Source organism: Amycolatopsis antarctica (assembly GCF_002262875.1).
GTDB lineage: Bacteria > Actinomycetota > Actinomycetes > Mycobacteriales > Pseudonocardiaceae > Amycolatopsis > Amycolatopsis antarctica.
In genome coordinates this window covers 148,510-175,016 of record NZ_NKYE01000007.1, presented here as the reverse complement: position 1 = coordinate 175,016, position 26,507 = coordinate 148,510, and the positions used below count along the sequence as shown (strand labels likewise).

The following is a 26,507-nucleotide window of genomic DNA, read 5'->3' as shown; positions in this document are numbered from 1 at the left end:
GGCACGCCTCGCAGCTCGGCGAGATCAGGCGGACAGCTTGTCGCGGCCCTTGCGACGACGGGCGGCGAGGATGCTGCGGCCCGCACGGGTACGCATCCGCAGCCGGAACCCGTGGGTCCGAGCACGCCGGCGGTTGTTCGGCTGGAAGGTGCGCTTGCTCACGGCTTGTTCTCCTGCTCTCGACTTCCACGCGGAACCCGCCTCACGGCGTGTCCTGCGCACAGCACATCTGTCTGTGGTGTCTCCTGGCCTTCGACGATCGACGCCGGGGCGCAAGGAAGACGGGCACGCAAAACGGGCCCGCTGCCAGCGGGAGACCTTACGAGAGTACGCACCGACCCCGCCGAGGGCGAAACCGCCCCCTCGACTACCACGGGTGGGGCGACCGACACGCGACACGCTGACACGGTCGGTGCTTGCGGGTGAGAGCGCCTTGTGGGACCGGCGCTCGCCTTGTTAGCGTTCCCGTCTCGCGAGTTACCCGCTGAGGTGCTCAGCTCGCCGGCGATGGGAGACGCCGGTGGCCGTACGTCGAACCCGCACGTCGAGCGTGATGGGGCCCGTACATTAGTGCACAGTTGTGGATAACCATGTGGATGCCTGCTGCGCGGGGTCGTCACCGAGTCTGGCACCGTAATCGGCTCCGGCCGCCACGGCCGGTACCGGGGCGTCGCCGGGGCCGGCGAGGGGAGGGGCGGAGTAGGTGTCCGAACACCAGCTCAATCTGGCTGTCGTCTGGGATCAGGTCGTTCGCGAACTGTCCAACGGGACGCTGTCGCCCCAGCAGCGCGCGTGGATGCGCGTCACCAGGCCGATCGGGCTGCTCGACGGGACCGCGCTGCTCGCCGCGCCGAGCGATTTCGCCAAGGAAGCGATCGAACGGGCGCTGCGCGAGCCGATCATCGAAGCGCTGTCGCGACGGCTGGGCCGGGACATCTCGCTCGCCGTGAAGGTGGACGTGGCCGATCCGGCCCAGCCGTCACCCGCCATTCCGGCCACCAGGTACACCCCGCCGCCACCGCCCCGCGCCGAGCCGGAGCCGCACACGGACAACGGCGTCACCCCGCCCGCACCGCCGCCCGCCCGCGCCGAGACACCCGAACCGGATGTCGAGGACGACGGGGACGAGGAGGTCGACGAGGAGGGTGACGCGCTCGCGGCCGTGCACGAGATCTGGCCGACGTTCTCCGGCCAGCCGATCGCTGGCCAGCCGTACACCGCGCCCGCCCAGCCGCAGACCTCGAAGACGCGGCTGAACGAGAAGTACACCTTCGACACCTTCGTGATCGGCGCATCGAACCGGTTCGCCCACGCGGCATCGGTCGCGGTGGCCGAGGCACCGAGCCGGGCGTACAACCCGTTGTTCATCTGGGGTGAGTCCGGGCTGGGCAAGACACACCTGCTGCACGCCGTCGGCCACTACGCGCAGCGGCTCTTCCCCGGTATGCGGGTGCGGTACGTGTCGACGGAGGAGTTCACCAACGACTTCATCAACTCCCTGCGTGACGACCGCAAGGTCGCCTTCCAGCGTCGCTATCGAGATATCGACATCCTGCTCGTGGACGACATCCAGTTCCTGGAGGGCAAGGAAGGTACGCAGGAGGAGTTCTTCCACACCTTCAACACGCTGCACAACCAGAACAAGCAGATCGTCGTCTCCTCGGACCGTCCGCCGAAACGCCTGGAGACGCTGGAGGACCGGCTGCGGACGCGGTTCGAGTGGGGCCTGATCACCGACATCCAGCCGCCCGAGCTGGAGACCCGGATCGCGATCCTGCGGAAGAAGGCGGCACAGGACCGGCTGGACGTACCCGGTGACGTGCTGGAGTTCATCGCCGCGCGGATCGAGGCCAACATCCGCGAGCTGGAGGGTGCGCTGATCCGCGTCACCGCGTTCGCCTCGCTGAACAAGCAGCCGGTGGACATCGGGCTGGCGGAGATCGTGCTGCGCGACCTCATCCCGGATTCGCAGGCGCCGGAGATCAGCGCGCCGACGATCATGGGCGTCACGGCGGACTTCTTCGACGTGACGCTGGACGAACTGTGCGGTCCGGGAAAGACGAAGGCGCTCGCCACGGCACGGCAGATCGCGATGTACCTGTGCCGCGAGCTGACCGACATGTCGCTGCCGCGGATCGGCCAGACCTTCGGCGGCCGCGACCACACCACCGTCATGCACGCGGACAAGAAGATCCGCAAGGAGATGGCGGAGCGACGGCGTATCTACGACCAGGTGCAGGAGCTGACCTCCCGCATCAAGCAGCGCGCCCGTCAGTAGCCGGCCGCCGGCGATCCGGGCCGGCACGGTCAGTCCTGCCGCGCCCGGTACGCCTTGACCTTGTTCCGGTTGCCGCAGCGTTGCATCGAGCACCACCGCCGGGCGCCCGGTCTCGAGGTGTCCAGGAACAGCAGTCGGCAGTCGTTCGCCCGGCACTCGCGCAGCCTGTCCGCCCGCTCGCCGACCAGTTCGATCGCGTCCCGTGCCGCCGCGCCCAGTACCTGGGTTCCGGTGACCGGTGCGGCCCAGCGGAGCGTCCCGGTCGCCGGGTCGAGTTCCGGACGGGGCGGTGCTTCGGCGTTCTCGTTGATGAAGCCGTACTCCGCTGCCGAGGGCCTGCCCCCGTTGGCCACCGCGAACATCGTCGCGAACATCGCGTCCCGGAACTCGGTGATGCGCCGCAGTTCCGTGTGCCGGATGCGCAACCGTTCGGGCAGCAGTGGCGCCCGGCGCGCCAGGCGGGAACCGCCGAGCCACTCCACCAGTGCTTCGGGACGGCGCAGGATCTCGTAGCGCTCGTACGGCCCCGGACCGCCGGTCAACAGCAGTTCGAGGCAGAAGCTGCTCGGATCGAACTGGTAGCTCTCGCCGTCCCCGCCGGTGAGCAATCTTGTCCCGCGCTCCATGTAACCAGTATAGTCGGTGTTGAATACTGGTTAAAGCGGTTACACGTCCGCCGCGAGCGGGCCGAACGAGGAGCGCAGCATGACGGTCGGCAGGACGAAGGACGCGGGCTTCCAGATCGGCGTTTCGAAGACGATCCCGTACGCGACAGCGGAGGTGTGGCGCTTCCTCGTGTCACCGGAGGGGCGGACGCTCTGGCTCGGCGAGACGGACACCTGGGAGCCGGTACGCGGCGCGGGTTACCGCACGACCGAGGGCACGGTCGGCGAGATCCGCGGTTTCCGCGAGGGCGACCGCATCCGGCTCACCTGGCTGCCCGCGGATCGGCAGCGGGAGACCACCGTCCAGGTCGCGGTCTCGGCTCAGGGGGACCGGACGGTGCTGCGTTTCCACCAGGAGCGGATGGCCGACGCGGAGGAGCGCACCCGGCAACGCGAGCACTGGAGCGCGGTCATGGACGCCGTCGTCGCCGCACTCGCACGCCGCTTTCCGGGCCGGTGATCCACGGCCGGGCGACCCTGTTGATGAACGAGTTGTCCACCGCTGTTGATGGATTGTTGATGGTCGCCGCGTCCGTACACAGACGCTCAGCAGCCGGATGGGGACGGTTTCGCCATCCACACTGTGTCCACAGCTCGATCCACAGGGTTTCTCCACAGGCTGCCCACAGGTCATTCACAGGCTGCCCACAAGTCTGTGCACATCGCCCGGCAGGGCGATCCCTGTCACCCGGGACCACCGTCGAAACCTGGGTACAGATCGCCCCACACCTGTGGGCAGACGTGTGGACAACTGTGGACATGTGTGGACAGATCCGCGACCGGCCGAAGTTCTCCACCGATCGGCCGAACTGTCCACCGGTTGCGCACCCATGGTGTCCACACGCCGCCACACGCTCGGAGCAGCGAGAACCGGCTCCGTCCACACAATCCACAGGACTTACTACTGTCACTATCAAAATCTTCTTCTTAGAGAGTTTCTAAAGAAAAACAAGCGAGCTGTGGATCTGGGGACAACAGCCCCGGACCGGCCGCACCAGGCGGACGACCCGGATGACGCCGAGGCCCGTCGCGTTCTAACGTGGGAGCCCACACTCCGTACGGCCCCGGCACTGCCCAGACCGGACGGAGCCACTGGACCCTGGCCTCGTGGGCCCGTAGCCGTTTGCCCGTCCACGAGGCGACAAGTCGATCTTGCGGGCCGTTCCGGCTCGGCAATCGAAAGGATGCGCGCATGAAGATCCGCGTCGAGCGCGATGGGCTCGCCGACGCCGTCGCCTGGGTGGCACGCAGCCTGCCGTCCAGGCCGCCGGTTCCGGTGCTCGGTGGTGTCCTGCTCGATGCCGGATCCGACGGCAGCAGCGACGCGCTCACGGTCTCGGGCTTCGACTACGAGGTCTCGGCCACCGTGGGCGTCCCGGCGACGATCGCCGACGGCGGCCGCACGCTTGTCTCCGGCAGGCTGCTCGCCGACATCACCAAGGCGCTGCCTGCCCAGCCGGTGGAGATCTCCGTCGACGGCGCCCGTGCCTCGATCACCTGCGGCAGCGCGAAGTTCAGCCTGCCGACGATGCCGGTCGAGGACTATCCGCAGCTTCCGTCCCAGCCCGCGCACGCGGGTGAGCTGGCGGGCGATGCCTTCGGCCAGGCCGTCAACCAGGTCGCGGTCGCGGCGGGCAAGGACGACACCCTGCCGATGCTCACCGGGATGCGACTGGAGATCGCCGGTTCCACGCTGACGCTCGTGGCCACCGACCGCTTCCGGCTGGCGATGCGCGAGTTCGAGTGGAAGCCCGCCGAGGGGATCGCGGACGCCGCCGTCCTGGTCCCGGCCCGCACGCTCGCCGACGCGGCGAAGTCGCTCGGCGCCAGCGGCGCCACCGTCCAGCTCGCGCTCGCCAGCGGGGAGGGACTGCTCGGCCTGTCCGGATCCGGCCGTTACGCGACGACCCGGTTGCTCGACGCCGAGTTCCCGCCGTACCGCCAGCTTCTGCCCGCGCAGCACACTTCCCGCGCCGTGCTCGGCGTCTCGGCGCTGGCCGAGTCGATCAAGCGCGTGTCGCTGGTGGCCGAGCGCGGGACCCAGGTGCGGCTGGAGTTCACCGAGGGCCTGCTGCGGTTGTCCGCCGGCGGTGACGACGAGGGGTCCGCCGAGGAGGAACTGCACGTCGACTACGAGGGCGAGCCGGTGACGATCGCCTTCAATCCCGGTTACCTCGTCGACGGCCTCGGTGCGCTGCACACCGACCGCGCCGAGCTGACCTTCACCACGCCCAACCGCCCGGCGCTGATCAAGCCCGCCGACGACGAGGGCAACGTGGTGCCCGGTTACCTCTACCTGCTGATGCCGGTCCGGCTGCCCGGCTGACCCACCCGCAACACGCTTTTCCGAGAGGGGAATCCGCATGGCTTCGCTGGGACTGATCGGCCTCGGCAAGATGGGCTTCAACATGCGCGAGCGGCTGCGCGCCGCCGGGCACGAGGTCGTCGGTTACGACCGGAACGCCGAGATCGCGGACGTCGGCTCGCTCGCCGACCTCGTCGCGGCGCTGCCCGGTCCGCGCATCGTCTGGGTGATGGTGCCCGCCGGCGAGGCCACCCGGCAGACCGTTGCCGATCTCGGCGAGGTGCTTGCCGAAGGGGACCTGGTGATCGACGGCGGCAACTCCCGCTACACCGACGACAAGATCAACGGTGACCTGCTCGCCACGAAGGGGATCGGCTACCTCGACGTCGGCGTCTCCGGTGGCGTCTGGGGCAAGGAGAACGGCTACGCGCTGATGGTCGGTGGCGCGGCCGCCGACGTCGAGCGGGCGATGCCGATCTTCGACGCGCTGCGACCCGAGGGCGAGCGGGAGGAGAGCTTCTCGCACGCCGGCGACGTCGGCGCGGGTCACTACGCGAAGATGATCCACAACGGTATCGAGTACGGCCTGATGCAGGCCTTCGCCGAGGGGTTCGAGCTGCTGGAGGCGGCGAACGTCGTCACTGACGTGCCCGCCGTCATCAAGGGCTGGCAGCGCGGCACCGTCGTCCGGTCCTGGCTGCTCGATCTGCTCGTGCTCGCGCTGGAGGAGGACCCCGAGCTCGACGACCTGGAAGGCTGGGTCGAGGACTCCGGCGAGGGCAGGTGGACGCTGGAGGAAGCGATCGACAACGCCGTGCCGGCCCCGGTGCTCTCCGCGGCGCTGTTCGCCAGGTTCGCCTCGCGCAGGCCGAACTCCTCCTCGATGCGTGCCGTCGCCGCGCTGCGCAACCAGTTCGGCGGCCACGCGGTCAAGAAGGTCGCGGAGTAGCCGTCGTGAGTGGCGCCGGTCCGTTCGCGGGCCGGAACCGTTCACGACCGGTCCGCACCGGTCATGTACCTACGGCATCTCCAGGTCACCGACTTCCGTTCGTGGGAGCACGTCGACCTGGCACTCGAACCCGGGCCGATCGTGCTGATCGGGCGGAACGGCCGGGGCAAGACGAACCTGCTCGAAGCGGTCGGCTACGTCGCCACGCTCGGCTCGCACCGCGTCTCCAGCGACGCCCCGCTGGTCCGGCACGGCTGTGAACGCGCGCTGGTGCGTACCGCCGTGGTGAACGAGGGGCGGGAGCTGACCGTCGAACTGGAGATCACGCCGGGCAAGGCGAACCGTGCCAGGGTGAACCGCGGAGCCGTCGGACGTCCGCGGGACGTGCTCGGCATCCTGCGCACCGTTCTGTTCGCCCCGGAGGACCTGGCGCTGGTCCGCGGCGATCCTGGTGAACGCCGGCGTTTCCTGGACGAGCTGCTGGTACTGCGCGCGCCGCGGTACGCGGGCGTCCGTGCCGACTACGAACGGGTGTTGCGGCAGCGGAACGCACTGCTCAAGACGGCGGGAAGGCGAGGCGGCAAGGGCAGGGACGATCCGTACGCGCTGTCCACGCTGGACGTCTGGGACAACCATCTCGCCGAGGCGGGCGCCCAGTTGCTGGCCGGGAGGTTGAACCTGGTCGCCGATCTGGCGCCGCACACCGCGGCCGCGTACGCCGGGGTGGCGCCCGATTCGCTACCGACCCGGATCGGCTACCGGTGCAGTCTCGGCGATGCGCTTCCGGAGGGTTACGGCGTTCCGGGCGGGGAACGCGCCGAGGTGACCCGGTTGATGGAGATCCTGGTCGAGTCGCTGGGCCGGGTGCGCTCGGCGGATCTCGAACGGGGGGTGAGCACGCTGGGGCCGCACCGTGACGACCTGGACCTGGTGCTGGGCGATTCCCCGGCGAAGGGGTACGCGAGCCACGGTGAGTCCTGGTCGTTCGCGCTGGCTCTGCGGCTCGGATCGTACGAACTCCTGCGCGCCGAGGCCGGCGAGCCGGTGCTGTTGCTCGATGATGTTTTCGCCGAGCTGGATCGCCACCGGCGGGCCAGGCTGGCCGAGGTCGCCGCGAACGCGGAACAGGTACTGGTGACGGCCGCGGTGGACGAGGACGTTCCAGAGGAGTTGTCCGGCATCCGCTACGCGGTGTCAGAAGGTGAGGTACACCGTGCCTGAATCGGGGACAAACCGCCAAAAGCAGCAACCCGGAGTGACTTCGGACACAGGAGTTGTCCACCGATCTGGGGACAACTCTGTGGATACTGTGGATAACACGGTAAACGGAGCGTTTACGTCCGGATCTGGCGGGGCCAGTGTGACGCCTGAGGTTTCAGCGACAGGCGCGTCTCGTGGTGCTGACGGTGCTGGTGTGGCGACCGGTCGCGATCTTGCTCGATCCGCACTGGAGGCGGCTCGCGCGAAAGCGGGCGCGAGAGGTACTGAACCAGGTGTCCGGAAGCGCCCGCGCACCGGGGGTGGGGTAACCGGCGCGGGCAGGCAGAGCCCCCGTCGTCGCCGCTGGTCGGGCGCGCGTCCGGACGAACGGGACCCGCAACCGCTGGGCAGGCTGGCCTCCCGGATCGCCGTCGAGAACGGCTGGAACACCCGGCTGACCAGCGGGCGCGTGTTCAGTAGCTGGGACCGGCTGGTCGGCGACGAGGTCGCCGAACACGCGCAGCCGGTGTCGCTGAAGGACGGTGAGCTGACCGTGCGGGCCACCTCGACTGCCTGGGCGACCCAGCTCCGGCTCCTGCAGGGACAGCTCATCGCCAAGATCGCCGCGCAGGTCGGCCACGGCGTCGTGAAGCGGATGCGGATCCAGGGGCCGAGCGCTCCGAGCTGGCGGAAGGGACCGCGGCATGTGTCGGGCCGTGGCCCTCGCGACACATACGGCTAGAAAGGCCCCGAAACGCCACTTTGTGACCGGGAGCCACATTCGCACTCGTCCGGGTTCGATTTCGCGGCTCTCTGGCGAAACCAGGGGTGTCCTTGGTGCATGTGAGCGGACGTGGCCAAGTAGACTTGCGCGGTAGCGAGCGTCCTATGGGCGAGACAGAGGAGAGAACAAGCCGGTGACAGCGAAGAAGAACGAATACGACGCGTCATCCATCACCGTGCTCGAGGGTCTCGAAGCGGTACGCAAGCGCCCCGGTATGTACATCGGCTCCACCGGCGAACGTGGTCTCCACCACCTGGTGCAGGAGGTCGTGGACAACTCCGTCGACGAGGCGATGGCGGGTTACGCCAGCAAGGTCGAGGTCACCCTGCTCGCCGACGGCGGTGTCCGGGTCGTCGACGACGGTCGCGGCATCCCGGTGGAGATGCACCCCAAGGAGCACAAGCCGACCATGGAGGTCGTGCTCACCCAGCTCCACGCGGGCGGCAAGTTCGACAGCGACTCCTATGCGGTCTCCGGTGGTCTGCACGGCGTCGGCATCTCCGTGGTGAACGCGCTGTCCACCACGCTGCTGGCCGAGGTCAAGCGGAACGGCCGCAGCTACCGGCAGGTCTACACCGACCAGCTCCCCGGTGAGCTCGAGGATCTCGGCACCGACGCCGACACCGGCACCACGATCACCTTCTGGGCCGACGCCGCGATCTTCGAGACCACGACCTACAACTTCGAGACGATCTCCCGCCGCCTCCAGGAGATGGCGTTCCTGAACAAGGGACTCACCCTCTCCCTGCGCGACGAACGGGTCGCCGACGAGGAGACCGAGGCCGACGCCGAGGGCAAGCAGGCCAGGGTCAAGGAGGTCACCTACCACTACCCGGGCGGGCTCGAGGACTTCGTCAAGCACATCAACGGCAGCAAGGACCCGATCCACCGCAACGTCGTCTCGTTCGAGGCGAAGGGCGACGGCCTGCAGGTCGAGGTCGCGATGCAGTGGAACAACGGGTTCACGCCCTCGGTCTACACCTTCGCCAACACGATCAACACGCACGAGGGCGGCACCCACGAGGAGGGCTTCCGCGCCGCGCTGACCCGGGTGGTCAACAGCTACGCGCGCGACAAGAAGCTGCTCAAGGAGAAGGACACCAACCTCACCGGCGACGACGTGCGCGAGGGCCTCGCCGCGATCGTTTCCATCAAGATGGCCGAACCGCAGTTCGAGGGCCAGACGAAGACCAAGCTGGGCAACAGCGAGGCGAAGTCCTTCGTGCAGACCACCACCAACGAGTGGGTGGCCGACTGGTTCGAGCGCAACCCGGCCGAGGCCAAGACGATCATCAACAAGGCCGTCTCCAGCGCGCAGGCCCGGATGGCCGCGCGCAAGGCCCGCGACCTGGTGCGCCGCAAGGGCGCGTTGGACATCGGCGGCCTGCCCGGCAAGCTCAAGGACTGCCGCTCCACCAAGCCCGAGGAATGCGAGCTCTACATCGTCGAGGGTGACTCGGCGGGCGGTTCGGCCAAGGAAGGCCGCGACTCCATGTACCAGGCGATCCTGCCGATCCGCGGCAAGATCATCAACGTGGAGAAGGCGCGGATCGACAAGGTCCTCAAGAACAACGAGGTCCAGTCGCTGATCACCGCGCTGGGCACCGGCATCCACGACGAGTTCGACCTGGAGAAGCTGCGGTACCACAAGATCGTGCTGATGGCCGACGCCGACGTCGACGGCCAGCACATCTGCACGCTGCTGCTCACGCTGCTGTTCCGCTTCATGCGCCCGCTGGTCGAACACGGTCACGTCTTCCTCGCCCGTCCGCCGCTGTACAAGATCAAGTGGCCGAGGGCGGAGCCGGAGTACGTCTACTCCGAGCGGGAGCGCGAGGCCGTCGTCAAGGCGGGCGCCGAGGCCGGCCGCAAGCTCCCGAAGGACGACGCGATCCAGCGCTACAAGGGTCTCGGCGAGATGAACGCCGAGGAACTGTGGGACACCACCATGGACCCGGCGCACCGGCTGCTCGGCCAGGTCACCCTGGACGACGCGGCGACCGCGGACGAGTTGTTCTCCGTGCTGATGGGCGAGGACGTCGAAGCGCGCCGCTCGTTCATCACCCGCAACGCCAAGGATGTCCGCTTCTTGGACGTCTAGTCCCGCCCAGGCAGCACTTTTGTCCACTTCGGACTGTCCACACCAGAAGGACGAGATGACGGAAACCTTGCCGCCGGAGCACGACCGGGTCGAGCCGGTCGACATCCAGCAGGAGATGCAGCGCTCGTACATCGACTACGCGATGAGCGTGATCGTCTCGCGCGCCCTGCCGGACGTACGCGACGGTCTCAAGCCGGTGCACCGGCGCGTGCTCTACGCCATGTTCGACTCCGGCTTCCGGCCGGACCGCGGGTACAACAAGTGCTCGCGCGTCGTCGGCGAGGTGATGGGCAACTACCACCCGCACGGCGACTCGTCGATCTACGACGCGCTCGTCCGTCTCGCGCAGCCGTGGGCGATGCGGTACCCGCTGGTCGACGGACAGGGCAACTTCGGCTCGGCGGGCAACGACCCGGCCGCCGCCATGCGGTACACCGAGTCGCGACTTGCCCCGCTGGCCATGCACATGCTGGCCGACATCGAAGAAGAGACCGTCGACTTCTCCGACAACTACGACGGCCGCACCCAGGAACCCGACGTCCTGCCGAGCCGGTTCCCGAACCTGCTCGTCAACGGTGGTTCCGGCATCGCCGTCGGCATGGCGACCAACATCCCGCCGCACAACCTGCGCGAGGTGGCCGCGGGCGTCGTGTGGGCGTTGGAGAACTACGAGGCCAGCGACGACGAACTGCTCGCCGCGCTGCTGCAGCGCGTCAAGGGCCCTGACTTCCCGACGAAGGGCCTGATCCTCGGCACGCAGGGCATCGAGGACGCCTACCGCACCGGACGCGGTTCGGTGCGGATGCGCTCCGTCGTCGAGGTCGAGGAAGACGCCAAGGGCCGCACGATCCTGGTCGTGTCCGAGCTTCCCTACCAGGTCAACCCGGACAACCTGGTGGAGAACATCGCCAACCTGGTCCGCGACGGCAAGCTCACCGGCATCTCCGACATCGCAGACGAGTCCAACAGCCGCAGCGGGATGCGCATCGTCGTCACCATCAAGCGCGACGCCGTGGCGAAGGTCGTGCTGAACAACCTCTACAAGCACACCCAGCTCCAGTACAACTTCGGCGTCAACATGCTGGCACTGGTCGACGGCGTGCCCCGCACGCTGCGCCTGGACCAGATCATCCGCCACTACGTGAAGCACCAGATCGACGTCATCGTCCGGCGGACCCGGTTCCGCCTGCGCAAGGCCGAGGAACGCGCCCACATCCTGCGCGGCCTGGTCAAGGCGCTGGACATGCTCGACGAGGTTATCGCGCTGATCCGCCGCTCGCCCTCGGCCGACGAGGCGCGCCCCGCGCTGATGGAACTGCTCGACGTCGACGAGATCCAGGCCACCGCGATTCTGGACATGCAGCTGCGCAGGCTGGCGGCGCTGGAGCGGCAGCGGATCATCGACCAGCTCGCCGAGATCGAGCGGGAGATCGCCGACCTCAAGGACATCCTGGAGAAGCCCGAGCGGCAGCGCTCCATCGTCCGCGACGAGCTGATGGCGATCGTCGAGAAGCACGGCGACGACCGGCGTACGCAGATCATCCCCTTCGACGGCGACGTGTCCGTCGAGGACCTGATCGCCGTCGAGAACGTCGTCGTCACCATCACCCGCACGGGTTACGCCAAGCGAACGAAAACCGACCTGTACCGCTCGCAGAAGCGCGGCGGCAAGGGCGTCCAGGGCGCGACGCTCAAGCAGGACGACATCGTGCAGCACTTCTTCGTCTGCTCCACGCACGACTGGATCCTGTTCTTCACGAACAAGGGACGCGTGTACCGGGCGAAGGCGTACGACCTGCCGGAAGCCAACCGCAACGCGCGCGGTCAGCACGTCGCGAATCTGCTGGCGTTCCAGCCGGACGAGCAGATCGCCCAGGTCATCCAGATCAAGGACTACGAGGTCGCGCCCTACCTGGTGCTGGCCACGCAGAAGGGCCTGGTGAAGAAGACCAAGCTGGTCGACTTCGACTCGCCGCGCTCAGGCGGCCTGATCGGCGTCAACCTGCGCGAGGGAGACGAGCTGGTGGGTGCCGTGCTGGCCTCCGCCGACGACGACCTGCTGCTCGTCTCCTCCGACGGCCAGTCGATCCGCTTCCACGCCAGCGACGAGGCGCTGCGGCCGATGGGACGCGCCACCTCCGGTGTGCTCGGCATGCGCTTCAACGACGGTGACGAGCTGCTCGCCATCGGCGTCGTGGCGGAGGACAAGTTCCTGCTGGTGGCGACCGACGGCGGCTACGCGAAGCGCACCCCGATCGACGACTACCCGGTACAGGGCCGCGGCGGCAAGGGTGTGCTCACCATTCAGCACGACCGGAAACGTGGCAGGCTGGTGGGGGCGCTCATCGTCGACATCGACGACGAGCTCTACGCCATCACCTCCACCGGCGGCGTCATCCGGACGGCAGCCCAGCAGGTGCGCAAGGCCGGCAGGCAGACGAAGGGTGTCCGGTTGATCAACCTCGGCGAGGGCACCACTCTTCTCGCCGTCGCGCGCAACGCTGACGAGCCCTCGGACGTCATCGATGCGGAAGCCGTGGACGGCTCCGCCGAGGGCGTCGTGGTCGACGCCTCCGTGGTCGATGCCTCCGTGGTGGACCCCGAGGTGGCGGAAGCGGAAGCAGCCGCCGAAGAGGCAGCCGAGACGGATGCCGGCGACAACGACGAGACGAGTGCGTCGGAGTAACAACGACGACGAAGCAGGGACTGAGGAGTTCGTGACACCACCCGAGAATCCCGAACGGCGAGCCGGTGGCGGCCCCGCGGCAGGCGGATCCGGCACGGATACGCCGCCCCCGTGGCAGCGTCTGACCAGGGAAGACGGCGACACGCACTCGTCCGGAGAGCTACCGGCCGACGACGCCGCCTACCCGGACCGGGCGACGCCGCCGTCCGAGGCCGAGCAGACCATCGTCGGCGGGTCCGCCGCCCTGTTCGGCGGCCACGGTGACAACGGCGCCACCAGGACGATCGCGCACGAGGAGAGTCACCGCGGCGCGGCGCCGGCCGGGGAGAGGGAGCGAGAGACAGTGAGCGTTGCGAACGCCGGTGCCAGGGGCCGCTCCGCGCCCTCGGCCCTGCGGCGCCCCGGCCGCGGTCCACGCCGGGCGAGCCTGCAGATCAAACGGTTCGACCCGTGGTCGGTGCTGAAGCTCGCGCTCGTCCTCGGCGTCGCCATGTTCTTCGTCTGGCTCGTCGCCGTCGGCGTGCTCTACACCGTGCTGGACGGCATGGGCGTCTGGGAGAAGCTGAACGGCACCTACAGTTCGCTGGTCTCCGGCGAAGGGGCAGGCGCTCCGGTCGAACCACTGATCAGTGCCGGCCGGGTGTTCGGCATCGCCGCCATCCTCGGCGCCATCAACATCGTCCTCATCTCCGCCCTCGCCACCGTCATGGCGTTCATCTACAACGTCTCCGCGGACCTGGCAGGCGGCCTCGAGGTCACCCTCTCCGAACGCGAGTAGCCACCCGTGCCGGATGGGCCACCCGCTGACGGCGGCCCATCCGGTGTCGGGTAATCTTCTCGTCGTTCGAGGGCCTATAGCTCAGGCGGTTAGAGCGCTTCGCTGATAACGAAGAGGTCCCAGGTTCAAGTCCTGGTAGGCCCACCCGATTCGCCCGGTCATGTCCGCGGAAGGCGCGGACTTGATCGGGTGTTTTTCGTTTCTGGGGCCGAGCCCCAGACCCCACGGTGCGAGCTCCTCACCTTGACGGGGCGGTGGCGTCTCGCTTGGACCAGCAAACGGGTACTGCCGTACGTCGCTGGGCGACGTCGGCTCCGGGAGGGGCTGGGACAGTGGCCTGTATGGAGGGCAAGCGACCGGTCTGGGTGCCTGACCCGAACGCGATGACGCCTCGGCAGATCCGCATGCTCCTCGTCGCCGCGATCGGCATGACGGTCGGTGCGGTCTGTTTTCTGGCGATCGGATTCACGTCTCGAATGGACCGCCCGTTCAGCGGCGTCTGGCTTGGCGCGGTCACGCTCAGCGTGCTCGCCGGGCTCAACTGGTCGCGGTATGGCTCGGTACGGCGATCCCGTCGCGAACGGGAGTCCCACCCCCGCGACCGCTGATCGCCCGGCTGTCTACCGGCGGATCAGGTAGCGCAGCAGGAGAGTGTCACCGTCGACCAGGGTGGACGCCAGCTCCAGCGACGCCGGGTCGATGTTCGCGCCGCTCGTGATCCGGCCCGCCTGACCCGCGACGAGCAGTGGGGAGACCGTCAACCGCAGCTCGTCCACCAGCCCCTCCGCCAGCAGCGAACCGAACAGGCCAGGCCCGCCGTCGCAGTCGATCCGGGTGAAACCTCCTGCCTGCAACAAATCCAACGCGGCAGGCAGATCGACCTCGGTGTCGCCGACGACCTCCACCCGCGCTCCCGCCTCCGCCCACGCCGTCCGAGACGCGGCCGGTGCCGCCCCACAGGTGAGCACGATCGTCCTGGCGCCGGCCGCCCGCAGCACCGGGGCGTCGGCGACCAGCGACGGCCCCGTGGTGACCACCGCGATCGGCGGCACCGCGGACAGCCCGTGCCTGCGCCGCCGATCCGCCATCAGCCCGTCCGCCCGGAAACCCTCGAAGCCCTCCCGCACGGCCGTGCCCGCACCCACCAGGACCACGTCCGCCAGATCACGGCCGACCCGGAACACCCGCTGGTCGGCGGCGTTCGTCAGCCCGGCGGACAGCCCGTCCACGGCGACCGCGCCGTCCGCGCTGCTGACGTAGTTCACCGACACCCAGCGCCTCCCCGCCGGATACGGGTACAAAGCCTCCAGTGCCGCGTCGTCCAGCTCGGAGTCGTCACCGGGCGGCCAGATCCGCCGCATCAGTCGAGGTACCGCTCGGCGCGGGCAGGCGGCCGGATACCGAGAATGCTCGCCACCATCCGCACCGTCTGCAAGGTCTCCGGGACCTGGTGCGCACGGAACATCGCCGCGCCGTCCGCCGCGGCGAGCGCGGTGGCCGCCAGGGTGCCGGTGAGCCTGCCGTCCAGCGGGACGTCCAGTGTCTCGCCGACGACGTTCTTGTTGCTCATCGCCATCAGCACCGGCCAGCCGGTGTCCACCATCGCCCGCACGTTCCGCAGGATCTCCAGGCTGTGCAACGTGTGCTTGGCGAAGTCGATCGCCGGGTCGAGCAGGATGCCCTCCCTCGGTACGCCCCGCTCGACGGCCAGCTCGGCCAGCCGGGTGGTCTGCTCAACCACGGACGCGACCACATCGGCGTACCGCGGGCGAACCGGATCGGTACGCGGGGCCAGCCCGTCGACGTGCGCGCAGACGTACCCGGCGCCGTACCGCGCGGCCACGTCCAGGATCTTCGGATCGGCACCACCCCAGGTGTCGTTGAGCAGGTCCGCACCGGCCTCGCAGACCCGCTCGGCGACCTCGTGCCGGAAGGTGTCCACACTGATCACCAGGTCCGGATACGTCTCGCGCGCCCACTCGATGGTGGGCAGCACCCTGGCCAGCTCCTCGTCGACGGTCACCTCAGGGCCTGGACTGGCCGGGACGCCGCCGATGTCGACCAGATCGGCACCGTCGTGCACCGCCTGCCGGATCGCGTTGCGCGCGATCTCCTCCTCGAACGTCGCGCCGTGGTCGTAGAACGAGTCCGGCGTGCGATTCACGATGGCCATGACCAGCGCCCGATCCCGCTCGATGCGCCGACCGCGGAAGACCAGGTCCACTGCTGCCATCGTGTCGTTCCCTCCGTAGTGCCGTACGCCGGCGTCGAAGCCGTGACCTCCGCAAAGGTACCCAACGCACCGCGACCGGCAGCGGAACAGCCGCGCCGCCCGCTTCGGACACGGGTGAACGCGGCACTGGAGCTACAAGGGGATTCGCCAGGGGATGACCGGCCGGTGACCATGGCGGCACGTGCCTTCGGTGCCGCGAGCCGAGACGTATCGGTGCGGCCCGGTAACGGTCATTCGTCATACGCGATCGGCGTGGCAACCGTGCCGTGGTTTCACAAAGTAGTGACCAATGCGAAGCAATAGTCGATTCGGGCGAATTCGTAAACAGTTCGCCCAACTGGCGCACGGAAACCGCTGGTCGTGGGCCGGGGAAGTGTGGTCTGGACCAGTTGGGGAAGTCAACAGCGCCAGGTGAATCCAGTACCAAAGTCGGTAGTAGTCGACAAAAACAGACAGAACTTCGGGTCATCGTTGACCTGATTGTTCGGCCGTAGTTAACGTCGATTCCGGTCTTCGAGGTGACGAACGGAGGCCGGTCGAGGGGTCCGCTTCGCTGATGACGACGCCGCAACGGGATGAATTGACGATCGCCGGTGTGCGGCCGATTCCTCTGCGATAAATGTATGTCGATTGAAGGAGTTCCGGTGATTTCGCGTCGATCTTTTCTCGGCTTTTCCGCCGCCGCGGTCAGCGCACCGTTGTGGGGCCCCGTGCTGGGCTCACCTCTCGCGTCGGCGTCGGTGCTGGCCCCCGAATCGCTGAAGTTCAACCTGGTCAACAATTCTGGCACGACCGCGTTCGCCTACATCGTGGGCTCGCACGGTGAGATGGACGACGGCCGGGCGGTCTTCATCAAGGCCGACGGCACGCCGTTCTTCCCGGCCCGTCCCGGCGGGGGCGCGGAACCGATCACCGAGGACATCGCAATTCCCGTCGAGGGCACCACCGAGGTCACCGTGCCGCGGATGTTCGGCGCGCGAATCTACTTCGTGACCGAGGAGAAACTGGAGTTCCTGGCCGTACAGGGCGAGGGAGACAAGGCCGCGATCGCGCATCCGGACTTCGTCAGTGACGCCGACGTCAACTTCGGCAAGAACTGGACGTTCGCCGAGTTCACCCTCAACTCCACGCAGATCTACGCCAACATCAGCTACGTCGACTTCGTCGCCGCGCCGGTGGGACTGAAGCTCGACCACCAGGGCGGTGTGCAGGAGGTACCCGGCCTGTCCGACGGTGCCGTCGACGCGATCGCCGATTCGCTGCGCGAGGCCGACGGCGGCAAGTGGGCCACCTGTGTGCAGGAGGCCGACGGCAAGGTCATCCGCATCCTCAACCCGAACCACCGCGCCGCCGACTTCGAGGGGTACCTCGAGCCGTACGTCGACGAGGTGTGGGGTAAGTACGAGGGTGAGACGCTCACCATCGACTCGCAGCGCGACGACATCGGCGTCGTCGAGGGCCGCGTCGAGGGCGGTGAGATGGTGTTCGACTCCGAGCGGTTCGCCAAGCCCAGCTCGGTCGACATCTGGGGCTGCAACAGCGGCCCGTTCGCCAACAACCCCGACTCCGACAGCGAGCTGCGCAAGGCGATCGTGCCGCGGCTGGCGGCGGCGTTCAACCGGACCACGCTGCTGATCAACAACGAGCAGCCGCACGGCGAGGACCCGGCGACCTTCTACCAGAACCCGGTCACCAACCACTACGCCCGCGTGGTGCACGAGAACCTGCCGGACGGCAAGGGCTACGCCTTCGCCTACGACGACGTCAGCTCGAACGCGGGCGAGGACCACAGCGGGAAGGTCAACCACGGCGAGCCGACGCTGCTCACCGTGTCGCTGAACAAGCTGCGCTGACGCGGCCCCCGAAACAGACGGCCTCCGCCGGGAGCACGACTCCCGGCGGGGGCCGTTTCCACGTCCGTAGGATCGCGGCATGTTCGCCACCGCCACCGACGGAACCCGCCTGTACTACGAGGAATCCGGCGCGGGCGAGCCGTTGCTGCTGGTGAGCGGGCAGTGCAACGATCACCATCAGTGGGACGGCGTGCGCGGCACCTTCGCGGACTCCTACCGCACGATCGTCTACGACCACCGCGGCACCGGTCGCAGTGACAAACCTGACGCACCGCCGTACAGCACACGGGGTTTCGCCGCGGACGCCGTGGCCGTACTCGACGCGGTGGGTGCCGGACGCGCGCACGTCTACGGCATCTCGATGGGCGGCCGGATCGCCCAGTGGATCGGTATCGACCACCCGGAACGGCTCGGCGCGCTCGTCCTTGGTGCCACCACCCCCGGCGACCGGCACGGCGTCGCACGTCCGGCACACGCGACGAAGGTGCTCACGGCGCTGCCCTCCCGGGTCGACCGGCAGGCGTTGATGGAGCTGATGTACACACCGGCGTGGATCGAGGCACACCCGGAAGTCCTTGTGCCGCAACCGGATTCGATGCCCGGACACGCGCGGCGGATGCACTACGCGGCAAGTCAGGGTCACGACACCTGGGAGCTGCTGCCGCGTATCGCGGCCCCGACGCTGGTCGTCCACGGCGCCGACGACGAACTGAACCCGGTCGCCAACGCGGACCTCCTCGCGGACCGGATTCCCGGCGCGCAGCGGTACCTGGTCGACCGTGGCAGGCATGGCTACCAGGACGAGTTCGTTCAGGAGGCCGGCGCGGTCGTCCGCGAGTTCCTCGGCAGGCATCCGCTGTAGCGTCGCCAGGTTGCGGCAGGCCCGGACCCGTTCGAAGCTGGCAGGGCTGACTTCCTTCCACCACAAGGAGAACCGACATGACCAACGACGTCGTCGAGCTGATCCTGGCCGATCACCGCAAGTTCGAGGAGCTCGCCCGCGGGCTGCGCGACATCGACGCCGATCGCTCCGCACTGCGGGCGGAGATGGCCGCGCTGCTGATCGCCCATGCGGAGGCCGAGGAGCACGAGGTGTACCCGAAGCTGGCGAGTCGGAACGCCACCGAGGACGACGAGGTGGAGCACGGTGAAGAGGAACACGCCGAGATCAACAAGGCGCTGCTCGAATTCATGGAGATCGAGGACCTGAAGGGCGAGGACTACGACGAGGCGCTGGAGGGCCTCGTTGAGGTGCTCAACCACCACCTCAACGAGGAGGAGCAGAGCGTGCTGAACGACGCCCGGCGCAACCTCGACGCCAACACCCGGGAACGTCTCGGCGTCGCGTTCACCACCGCCAGGAAGGTCCAGCTCGACACCAACTGCGGCCGGATCGAGAACGTCCGGCTGATCGTGGAGAAGACCAGGGACCGGATCGACTGAACGGTGTTCCACGTGGAACGCCGCCGGCGAGCGAAGCGCTCACCAGCGGCGTTACCCGTTGGACCGGTGTCTACTGCTCGCGGCGCTGCCGCTCCTCGTCGATCGCGGCCTTCTCCCGAGCCTGCTGAAGCTCGGTCTCCTTCTCCGCGAGTTCCTGCTGCGACTCGGCCTTGTCCTGCTGCGCGCGTCCCTCGCGGCGGGCCGAGTCGTCACCCGTCAGCGCGCCGGCACTTTCCTTGACCCGGCCCTTCAGGTCCTCGACTGCGCCCTTGATGCCCTGTTCCTTCTCGTTCTCGCGTGTCATGAAAGCACCTCCAATGCTGGCCCGCGGCTACCCGGCAGCGGCACCACGCAAACCTCGGTGCCGAACGGTGCAGTAGCATCGGCGGCAAGCTCAGCAAGTAGTCGATGAGGGGGCTTCACCGTGAAGAAGCTGTTCGCGCTCGCGGCCGTCGCCGGCGGCGTTCTGTTCGCCGTCAAGCGCAGCAAGGACGCCAAGGCCGAAGCCGACCTGTGGCGCGAGGCAACCGCGCCGACCACGCAGCCGCTCGGCGGCGCGTCCACGAACGGCAGCGCCCCGGCCCACTCCGGCGCCTCCGACTCGCGCAACAACTGATCCACCCGCGGACGGACGGAACACACCGTCCGCACCCGGGGCTGTAGCTCAATTGGTAGAGCACCGCCTTTGCAAGGCGGGGGTCAGGGGTTCGATTCCCCTCAGCTCCACACAGTCTGACCAGCGGTTTCGCTAGGTAAAGTTGATCTAGTCTTCAAGTCATGGGCATCACAGTGGGTGCGGGTACCCTGGTGACGTGGCCAAACGCACCGGCGGTAAGCCCCGCGAGCAAGGCTCGATAGAGCGTCGCGGCAACTCGCTGCGCGTCAAGGTCTACGCCGGTGTCGACCCCTTGACGGGTAAGCGGCTCTATCTGACCGAGTCCACGACCGACGAGGCCGAGGCGAAGCGGATCCTGAACAAGTTCCGCGCCCAGGTCGACGAGAAGCGCAACGCTCGTACCCGCGCGCTGTTCCGGGTGGCGATCGAGGAATGGCTCAAGGTTCACGAGCTGGAAGAGACCACCCGCGACGGGTACGAGATGTACGCACGCCGGTACATCAACCCCGCGCTGGGAGACGAGCCGGTCAGCGCGATCTCGGCTCGCCTGCTGGAACAGCTCTACGCCGAGCTGCGTCGATGCCGTGCCCGGTGCGACGGCAGGCCCGCGATCGATCACCGCGTCGACGGGCCGCACGAGTGCCGGGTGGTGAAGCACAAGCGTCCGCCAGGCCGACCGCCCGCGGGTGGCTATCCGGAACACGACTGCAAGAAGACCGGGTGTGCGGTCACCGAGTGTCCGCCGCACGAGTGCCGGCCACTGTCGAACGCGACGATTTCGAAGCTGCACTTCATCATGCGTGGCGCACTGTCCGCCGCCGTGCGCTGGGAATGGATATCGAGCAACCCGGCCGAGGTCGCCAGAAAGCCGCGTCAGCCCGTGCCGCAGCCGAAGCCGCCGACGCCGGAGCAGGCGAGCGAGATCGTGACCGCAGCGTGGGAAGAGGATGAGGACTGGGGAACCCTGGTCTGGCTGGTCATGGTCACCGGCCTACGTCGCGCGGAGCTGCTGGCGTTGCGCTGGTCGGACGTCGAGCTGGAGACGGGATACGTGACGATCAGCCGGAACTACCTGCGGCTCAAGGGAAAGACCGTCGAGAAGGGCACCAAGACACACCAGGTCCGCCGTATCTCGCTGGACGAGGCCACGGTGGAAGTGCTCGCCGAGCACCACGCTCGCTACCTCGACACGGCGCGCGAACTCGACGTGGCCCCGCGTCTCGACGCTTTCCTGTTCTCGTACCAGGCCGATCACAGCCGACCCTACGACCCCAGCGGCGTCAGCCACCGCTACGCACGCATGTGCGCCAAGCTCGGCATCGACAGCCACCTGCACGCCCTCCGCCACTACTCGGCAACCGAGCTGCTGACAGCGGGTGTCGACCTCCGCACCGTCGCGGGCCGCCTCGGGCACGGCGGTGGTGGCGCGACCACCCTGCGGGTGTATGCCGCATGGGTCGGCGAGTCCGACAAGCGTGCCGCCGAAATCCTCGGCGGCCGGATGAAACGGCCGGCGTCGAAGCGGGCCGAGCCGTAGGCGTGTCGCGCGAAGACGCCCGTGACCGTGACCGCCTGGCCCTGCCAGCCGAGGTGGCGCGAGGGGTGCGGCGCCGCTGGCCGGAGCGTGGGAACGTCTGGTGCGAGTCGGTCTGCGGGGAGATGACGGATCTCTGTCGACGTCAGCGTTTCCGGCCGGTCGAGGTGATGAGTGCTCGATACGGATTCGTACTCTCCGTGGAGGCCGCCGAGGGTCGTCGTCTGGTGGTGAAGTCGACACCCGACCCCGGTGGAGGGTTTCAAGCCGTTGCAGCGCAACAGCTCGCCGTGCTGGGCATCGGTCCGGCGGTACACGAGGTGTGGGAGTCCGAGACCGGAGCTTGGACGGTGATGGATCAGATCCGGCCCGGTACGCCGTCGATCCGTTCGCCGCTTCCCGCGCTCGTCGCAGTCCTCCGCCCACTGGTGGCGGGACGGCAGTCGAACGCGGCCTTCCCGCCGGTGTCGGCGTGGCTGCGTGACCGGCTCCACCATGGCGACGAGCTAGACCTGCCGACCGGGCGGTCGGTGGCGACGAGGGAAGAGCGCGATCACGCCCTGGCGATCCTCGACGAACTGGTCACCGACGAGCGCAGAACGTTGTGCCACGGCGATATGTCGTCCGGGAACGTGCTCAGCGGCCCTGCTGGGCTCATGCTGATCGATCCCCGCGCAGTCTCGGGGGACGTCGAGTACGACGCCGCGGTGCTGGCCTTGAAGGCCGGCCACTCGGTCGCGGAACTCGTACGCCTGCTCGGGGCCGATGTTGAGCGTGCGGAGGCGTGGGCGTCGATCGCGATCGCCGCCCGTGTCTGAATTGGACGGTCAGTCCGTGCGTGCGGCGTGGATGCTGAGCAGCGCGGCCATGTCGTCAATGATCACGTCCGCGCCGAGACGGGCGAAGAGTTCCCGTTTTCCCGGCTTGTTGGCGTAGCCGACCGTTGCGGCACCCACTGCCTGCGCAGCCTCGATATCGGTCGCCGAGTCGCCGATCATCACGCAGTGGCTCACGTCGCGGCCGGCCAGCTCCGCGGCCTTGTGGAGAAGGTGCGGGTGTGGCTTGAGCAGGCGAGGATCGGACGCCGTTCGCGATGACACCGCCGATACGTACTGGGCAAGCTCGTGCCTCGCCAGGTACTCGTGGACACAACGCGCCGAGTTGTTGCTGACGACGACGAGCGGCGTGCTCGTTTCACCGAAGCGGCGCAGCACCGAGTCGGCCGCCGGTGTCGGCTCCGCACCGCGGACCGCCACGCTCTCCAGCCGGGCGAGTTCGTTCTCGGCTCGCTCCGCCGCGCTCGGATGGTGCTCGGCGACGTAGGACAGGACGTCGAAGGGCTCGTTCGTCTCCGGCATCCCCGGAACGGCGAGTCGAGTCCGAAGTTCCTGGGCGACTGCCGCAGGACTGAACTCGCTGAACACCGAGCAGATCGGGCCGTCGAAGTCGACGAGGAGACACGAAGCGCCCTCGATGACGTCCGCGAGTCGCGCGCTCGTCACGAATCCATCCGGCGGGCAACCGTCGTCCACAGGGACTCGAACCAGAGACGGGACTGAGCGATGTACTGCGATCCGAGCGACTCGGCGTCGCCGTCGGCAGTGTGGTGGAACAGCGTCGCGTCCTTGCCCATCAGATCCCAGATCGCCGTCTTCTCGCCGTCGAGCTGAACGTTGTGCTCGCGAACCGGGTAGTAGCCGAAGAAGGCGTCGGTGTCGTTGATCAGGTAGAGCTTGAACAGCGGTACTGCCGGACTGAACCGGATCTCCGCCCGCGCGTTCGGGACGATGCCGAGTTCGGCCAGCTCGTTCACCGCCTCGACGATGCCCACCGTGTGCCGCTGCATGATCTTTTCGGCGCGCGCACGGAAAGCCGGACTGTCCGACATGTCGCCCACGTGGGCAGGCAGCGTCCAGGGCTGTCCGGGGTCCGGGACCAGAAGTCGGATCAGCAGCGACTCGGGGCGCAGCCGGCCGTCACGAATCTTGTCCAGTGGCTCGGTGATAGCACCGTGGAGCGTTTCGCCGGAGAAGCCCGCGAAGTCGACCCACACCTCCGGTTGCTCGAACGCCTGTTCCAGGTGCGAGCGCAGGTCAACCGGTCGCTGGGTGCGCTCCCGGACGTAGACGCCGCTGCCTTGCCGAGACACCACCAGGCCCTCGTCGCGCAGCAGTCGAATCGCTTGCTGGACTGTCATCCGCGCGACGCCGAACCGGTCGGACAGCTCCGGGCCCGACGGCAGCTTGTCGCCCGGCAGGAACTTCTTGGTCAGGATCGCGGCGCGAAGAGCGTTCGCCACCTGCTGATACGGCGGCCGGGGGTCGTCAGGGTCCAGCTCCATACGCCGATTCTATGCCCCTGCCACCGGGCAAGCTAGGCAGCCTAGACAAGCAATTGACTTGTCTAGAAAAGTTGGGTAGCTTCACACATGGCTAGCCAACCTGTACAGGTTGAGCAAGTTGTGAAGCGGCCCGAGCGGGGATGCCGCCCCGCCCGGGCCTTGCACCCGACACATGGAGTCCCAGATGCAGGAACAAGTTACGACAGCCGTAGTCGCGGTCGGTCGAGGCCAGACCCGCGAACTACTTCGAGACGTGGCGTTGCAGAACGCGATGCGGAAGCGCGCGAGTGGAGTGCCGACGTACACGGTCCCGGAAGCCGCCGCGTTGCTCAGCGTTTCGCAGGAGTACCTGTACCGCCTCATTCAGGCGGACGTCTTTCCCGCTGTCCGGATGCGCCACGGGCGCAGCCAGGGCCGGTATGTCGTACCGGCCAAGGCCGTCGAGCACCTTCTCGACGGAGCTACCGCCGAGGGTGGCTGTACCGAGGTCGCCGATTGGGCCGAGGCGTGGCGTACCCAGACCACCGGGGGTGCGGCATGAGGTCGCTCAAGGGTGTGGTCGTGGCCGGTGTGTTGGTCGCGGTTGGTGTGGTTGCGTGGGAGACGCGGCCGGGGCCGTGGCTGGTGACGGCCGGTGTGGCGGTTGTTGCGTTGATGTTGATGGACGCGGCGCGGGCCCGGGTGTTGCAGCGGGTCGCGATCCTCGGCGTGACGTTGACGGGCCTGGCGGTGTGGTTCGCGGGCTGGGTACCGGAGTCGACCCCGGGCCGGGACGTGTGGCCGTGGGGTCTGGTGCTGGGGCTGCCGCTGCTGCTGGGTGCCGCGCTTGCCGGGTCTCGTCGGCACGGTGGTTCGGCGGGTGTGATCGGTCGTTGGTCGCGTCGGTCCCGCCGTAACGGTGGTGTGGCCTCGCGCTGGCAGATCTACCGGGTGGCCTCGCGTGCGGCGATGCGCCGGAAGGCGAAGGTCCTCAAGCCGAGTGTGCGGGCGTTGCGTCCGTGGCAGCGTCGCCGGACGCCGGTGGAGGAGTACGCCACGCCGATCGCGCGGGTGGGGTCGCAGCGGATTTGGTCGCCGTGCGAGGACGTGACGACCCGCTTCGGTGGCCCTCGCTCGGGTAAGACGGGTGAGTTGGCGTGCCGGATCTTGGACGCGCCGGGCGCGGTGATCGCCACCTCCACCCGCACGGACCTGATCACGCTGACGGCGAAGCTGCGTGAGCGTCGCGGCCCGGTGTACGTGTTCAACCCCTCGGGCATGGGCCAGCTCCCGTCCAGCATCCAGTTCAACCCGCTGGCCGGGTGCGACAACGCGGTGACCGCGACCCATCGCGGCGCGGACCTGTTGCCCGCCGACGGTGGCGACGCCGACCGCGAGCACTGGGTGTCCCAGGCCCGCCGTGTGCTGGCCGCGCTGCTGCACGCCGCTGCGCTGGGGGAGTTGGAGATGCGCGAGGTGCAGGGCTGGCTCGCGGAACCGGAAGCCTCGGCTGATGAGGTGCTGCGGCTGCTGCGGCGGTCGCCGGAACCGGCGTTCGTGCAGACCGCGAAGCAGTTCCTCGACACCAACGATCGGACCCGCTCGTCGATCACGACGACGATCATGCCCGCGCTGGCGTGGCTGGCCGATCCGAACGCGACCGCAGCGGCGACCGGTGGCACGTTCGACGTGGGGCGGTTGCTCGACGAGCGCGGCACTGTCTACATGCTCGGTGCCGAGGAAGGGCATGTGGCGCCGCTGGTGGCGGCGTTGACCGCGCACATCGCCCGCGAGGCCCGCCGGATCGCCGGGGGCTGCGTGGACGGTCGCCTGGACCCGGCGCTGACGCTGGTGCTCGACGAGGCGGCGCTGGTGTGCCCGATCCCGCTGGACGTGTGGACCGCGGACATGGGCGGCCGGAACGTGACCATCCACATTGGAGCGCAGTCCCGGGCGCAGTTGCGTAAGCGCTGGGGCGACACCGGGTGTGGCGAGATCATGACGAACTCGGCCACCGTGCTCGTGCTCGCCGGGTCCCGCGACGCCGACGACCTTCGCGCCTACTCGCTGCTGACCGGGGAACGTGACGAGGACACCAACTCGTTCGACGCCGACGGGCGCGTGACGGGGTGGTCGCCGCGGTCGGTGCCGGTGCTCTCGCCCGGGCAGATCGCCCAGCTCCCGGCGCTGCGGGCGGTGATCATCCGCCGGGGGATGCCGGTGGCGATCGGCAAGCTCCAGATGGCGTGGAAACGCGCTGACGTCAAGCAGCAGCGCCGTTCCGAGAAGTACGGCGACCTCTACGACCGCTGGATCGAGTTCCGCGAGAACGCGACCAGCAAGCTCGCCGCCGCCATCGACACGGCCGCGATCCGAATCGAACCGCTGCTCGAACGCCTCTCCCGCACCAGCACAGACACCCCCGTCGATCGGCACGCGCCCACGGTGCGCCCGGTCGAGCACTCCCACACCGGAAAGGACTGGTCCTGATGCCCACATTTGACACCGCGAGCCCGACGCGCGGCTACGCATCCTCGGAGCGTTGCCGGTCTTCGCGCTGCGTGCGTTCCAGCCACCAACTGACTGCGGTCAAAAATACGAACCCGATCAACCACACGACGATGTCGTCCCAGTGCACCAGTTCCTTGCCGACCGTCAGCCGTCCGAGCACGGTGCTCAGCGGGATCACGGTGGTGATCAGGGCAGCCCTGCCCACGATCTTTCCCCACGGGGTGCGCATACCCGCCAGTCGTCCGGACCAG

The 26,507-nt window shown here is 68.3% G+C and carries 25 protein-coding genes, 2 tRNA genes and 1 pseudogene; 20 read left to right on the top strand and 8 right to left on the bottom strand.

Annotated features, from left to right (window positions below; translation table 11 throughout):
• Positions 1–24: 24 nt before the first annotated feature.
• Entirely contained in the window at positions 25–162 is a 138-nt protein-coding gene (gene rpmH, locus CFN78_RS13715) for a 50S ribosomal protein L34 (RefSeq protein WP_094863158.1), read from the bottom strand.
• 541 nt (positions 163–703) lie between these two features.
• Between rpmH and dnaA the strand changes: the two genes are divergently transcribed.
• On the top strand, positions 704–2,278 hold the full coding sequence (dnaA, locus tag CFN78_RS13710) for a chromosomal replication initiator protein DnaA (protein WP_094863157.1): 1,575 nt from the start codon (positions 704–706) through the stop codon (positions 2,276–2,278).
• A 29-nt stretch (positions 2,279–2,307) separates the two neighbouring features.
• On the opposite strand, the gene CFN78_RS13705 is transcribed toward dnaA, so the two are convergent.
• Positions 2,308–2,904 carry a CGNR zinc finger domain-containing protein gene (locus tag CFN78_RS13705; RefSeq protein WP_094863156.1) on the bottom strand — a complete coding sequence of 199 codons (597 nt, stop codon included), beginning with the start codon at positions 2,902–2,904 and terminating at the stop codon, positions 2,308–2,310.
• A gap of 79 nt (positions 2,905–2,983) precedes the next feature.
• On the opposite strand from CFN78_RS13705, the gene CFN78_RS13700 reads away from it, so the two are divergent.
• The 10 genes and pseudogenes from CFN78_RS13700 to CFN78_RS13655 all read left to right on the top strand — a co-directional run bounded on the left by CFN78_RS13700 (position 2,984) and on the right by CFN78_RS13655 (position 14,354).
• Positions 2,984–3,403 (top strand): SRPBCC family protein, encoded by a 420-nt coding sequence (locus tag CFN78_RS13700; RefSeq protein ID WP_094863155.1) that lies wholly within the window; start codon positions 2,984–2,986, stop codon positions 3,401–3,403.
• Between the two features lie 732 nt (positions 3,404–4,135).
• A complete protein-coding gene (gene dnaN, locus CFN78_RS13695; protein WP_094863154.1) occupies positions 4,136–5,269 on the top strand; it encodes a DNA polymerase III subunit beta in 1,134 nt (377 codons plus the stop codon).
• Positions 5,270–5,297: 28 nt separating this feature from the next.
• A pseudogene (gene gnd, locus CFN78_RS13690) lies at positions 5,298–6,197 on the top strand (phosphogluconate dehydrogenase (NAD(+)-dependent, decarboxylating)); the annotation flags it as partial.
• 63 nt (positions 6,198–6,260) lie between these two features.
• Entirely contained in the window at positions 6,261–7,418 is a 1,158-nt protein-coding gene (recF, locus tag CFN78_RS13685) for a DNA replication/repair protein RecF (RefSeq protein WP_094863318.1), read from the top strand.
• A 193-nt stretch (positions 7,419–7,611) separates the two neighbouring features.
• Positions 7,612–8,139 carry a DciA family protein gene (locus CFN78_RS13680; protein ID WP_094863152.1) on the top strand — a complete coding sequence of 176 codons (528 nt, stop codon included), beginning with the start codon at positions 7,612–7,614 and terminating at the stop codon, positions 8,137–8,139.
• Positions 8,140–8,314: 175 nt separating this feature from the next.
• Positions 8,315–10,282, top strand: a complete 1,968-nt coding sequence (gene gyrB / locus CFN78_RS13675) for a DNA topoisomerase (ATP-hydrolyzing) subunit B (RefSeq protein ID WP_094863151.1) — start codon at positions 8,315–8,317, stop codon at positions 10,280–10,282.
• Positions 10,283–10,337: 55 nt separating this feature from the next.
• Complete coding sequence (gene gyrA, locus CFN78_RS13670) at positions 10,338–12,968, top strand: DNA gyrase subunit A (protein WP_094863150.1); 2,631 nt, start codon at positions 10,338–10,340, stop codon at positions 12,966–12,968.
• A 31-nt stretch (positions 12,969–12,999) separates the two neighbouring features.
• A complete protein-coding gene (locus CFN78_RS13665) occupies positions 13,000–13,746 on the top strand; it encodes a DUF3566 domain-containing protein (protein WP_094863149.1) in 747 nt (248 codons plus the stop codon).
• 70 nt (positions 13,747–13,816) lie between these two features.
• Positions 13,817–13,890, top strand: a tRNA-Ile gene (locus tag CFN78_RS13660).
• Between the two features lie 197 nt (positions 13,891–14,087).
• On the top strand, positions 14,088–14,354 hold the full coding sequence (locus CFN78_RS13655) for a hypothetical protein (RefSeq protein WP_094863148.1): 267 nt from the start codon (positions 14,088–14,090) through the stop codon (positions 14,352–14,354).
• 12 nt (positions 14,355–14,366) lie between these two features.
• Here the strand turns inward: CFN78_RS13655 and CFN78_RS13650 are convergent, their stop codons facing one another.
• On the bottom strand, positions 14,367–15,107 hold the full coding sequence (locus CFN78_RS13650; RefSeq protein WP_094863147.1) for a dihydrofolate reductase family protein: 741 nt from the start codon (positions 15,105–15,107) through the stop codon (positions 14,367–14,369).
• A complete protein-coding gene (gene folP / locus CFN78_RS13645; RefSeq protein ID WP_094863146.1) occupies positions 15,107–15,979 on the bottom strand; it encodes a dihydropteroate synthase in 873 nt (290 codons plus the stop codon). The genes CFN78_RS13650 and folP overlap by 1 nt, the downstream gene beginning before the upstream one ends.
• A gap of 644 nt (positions 15,980–16,623) precedes the next feature.
• On the opposite strand from folP, the gene CFN78_RS13640 reads away from it, so the two are divergent.
• The 3 genes from CFN78_RS13640 to CFN78_RS13630 all read left to right on the top strand — a co-directional run bounded on the left by CFN78_RS13640 (position 16,624) and on the right by CFN78_RS13630 (position 19,275).
• The gene (locus tag CFN78_RS13640; protein WP_094863145.1) at positions 16,624–17,832 is read left to right on the top strand and encodes a glycoside hydrolase family 64 protein; all 1,209 of its coding nucleotides are present in this window, start codon (positions 16,624–16,626) and stop codon (positions 17,830–17,832) included.
• 79 nt (positions 17,833–17,911) lie between these two features.
• Positions 17,912–18,694, top strand: a complete 783-nt coding sequence (locus CFN78_RS13635) for an alpha/beta fold hydrolase (protein ID WP_094863144.1) — start codon at positions 17,912–17,914, stop codon at positions 18,692–18,694.
• 77 nt (positions 18,695–18,771) lie between these two features.
• On the top strand, positions 18,772–19,275 hold the full coding sequence (locus tag CFN78_RS13630; RefSeq protein ID WP_094863143.1) for a hemerythrin domain-containing protein: 504 nt from the start codon (positions 18,772–18,774) through the stop codon (positions 19,273–19,275).
• A gap of 70 nt (positions 19,276–19,345) precedes the next feature.
• Here CFN78_RS13630 and mbp1 read toward each other — a convergent pair whose 3' ends face one another.
• Positions 19,346–19,579: a microaggregate-binding protein 1 gene (mbp1, locus tag CFN78_RS13625; protein WP_094863142.1), complete on the bottom strand. Its 234-nt coding sequence runs from the start codon at positions 19,577–19,579 to the stop codon at positions 19,346–19,348.
• 120 nt (positions 19,580–19,699) lie between these two features.
• Between mbp1 and CFN78_RS13620 the strand changes: the two genes are divergently transcribed.
• From CFN78_RS13620 to CFN78_RS13605, 4 genes are all read left to right on the top strand, one after another.
• The gene (locus CFN78_RS13620) at positions 19,700–19,891 is read left to right on the top strand and encodes a DLW-39 family protein (RefSeq protein ID WP_094863141.1); all 192 of its coding nucleotides are present in this window, start codon (positions 19,700–19,702) and stop codon (positions 19,889–19,891) included.
• Between the two features lie 37 nt (positions 19,892–19,928).
• Positions 19,929–20,001 (top strand) — tRNA-Ala (locus CFN78_RS13615).
• 86 nt (positions 20,002–20,087) lie between these two features.
• Positions 20,088–21,428, top strand: coding sequence for a site-specific integrase (locus CFN78_RS13610; protein WP_205660508.1), 1,341 nt, complete (start codon positions 20,088–20,090; stop codon positions 21,426–21,428).
• 167 nt (positions 21,429–21,595) lie between these two features.
• Positions 21,596–22,243: a phosphotransferase gene (locus tag CFN78_RS13605; protein WP_165777548.1), complete on the top strand. Its 648-nt coding sequence runs from the start codon at positions 21,596–21,598 to the stop codon at positions 22,241–22,243.
• Between the two features lie 9 nt (positions 22,244–22,252).
• Here the strand turns inward: CFN78_RS13605 and CFN78_RS13600 are convergent, their stop codons facing one another.
• Both CFN78_RS13600 and CFN78_RS13595 read right to left on the bottom strand, forming a co-directional pair.
• Complete coding sequence (locus tag CFN78_RS13600; protein WP_094863139.1) at positions 22,253–22,927, bottom strand: HAD family hydrolase; 675 nt, start codon at positions 22,925–22,927, stop codon at positions 22,253–22,255.
• A complete protein-coding gene (locus CFN78_RS13595; RefSeq protein WP_094863138.1) occupies positions 22,924–23,766 on the bottom strand; it encodes a GntR family transcriptional regulator in 843 nt (280 codons plus the stop codon). Before CFN78_RS13595 ends, CFN78_RS13600 begins: the two co-directional genes overlap by 4 nt.
• Before the next feature lie 253 nt (positions 23,767–24,019).
• On the opposite strand from CFN78_RS13595, the gene CFN78_RS13590 reads away from it, so the two are divergent.
• Both CFN78_RS13590 and CFN78_RS13585 read left to right on the top strand, forming a co-directional pair.
• Entirely contained in the window at positions 24,020–24,307 is a 288-nt protein-coding gene (locus CFN78_RS13590; RefSeq protein ID WP_240519437.1) for a helix-turn-helix domain-containing protein, read from the top strand.
• Positions 24,304–26,235: a type IV secretory system conjugative DNA transfer family protein gene (locus tag CFN78_RS13585; RefSeq protein WP_094863137.1), complete on the top strand. Its 1,932-nt coding sequence runs from the start codon at positions 24,304–24,306 to the stop codon at positions 26,233–26,235. Before CFN78_RS13590 ends, CFN78_RS13585 begins: the two co-directional genes overlap by 4 nt.
• Positions 26,236–26,269: 34 nt before the next feature.
• Here the strand turns inward: CFN78_RS13585 and CFN78_RS13580 are convergent, their stop codons facing one another.
• Positions 26,270–26,461, bottom strand: coding sequence for a hypothetical protein (locus CFN78_RS13580; RefSeq protein ID WP_133116348.1), 192 nt, complete (start codon positions 26,459–26,461; stop codon positions 26,270–26,272).
• Positions 26,462–26,507: the final 46 nt, after the last annotated feature.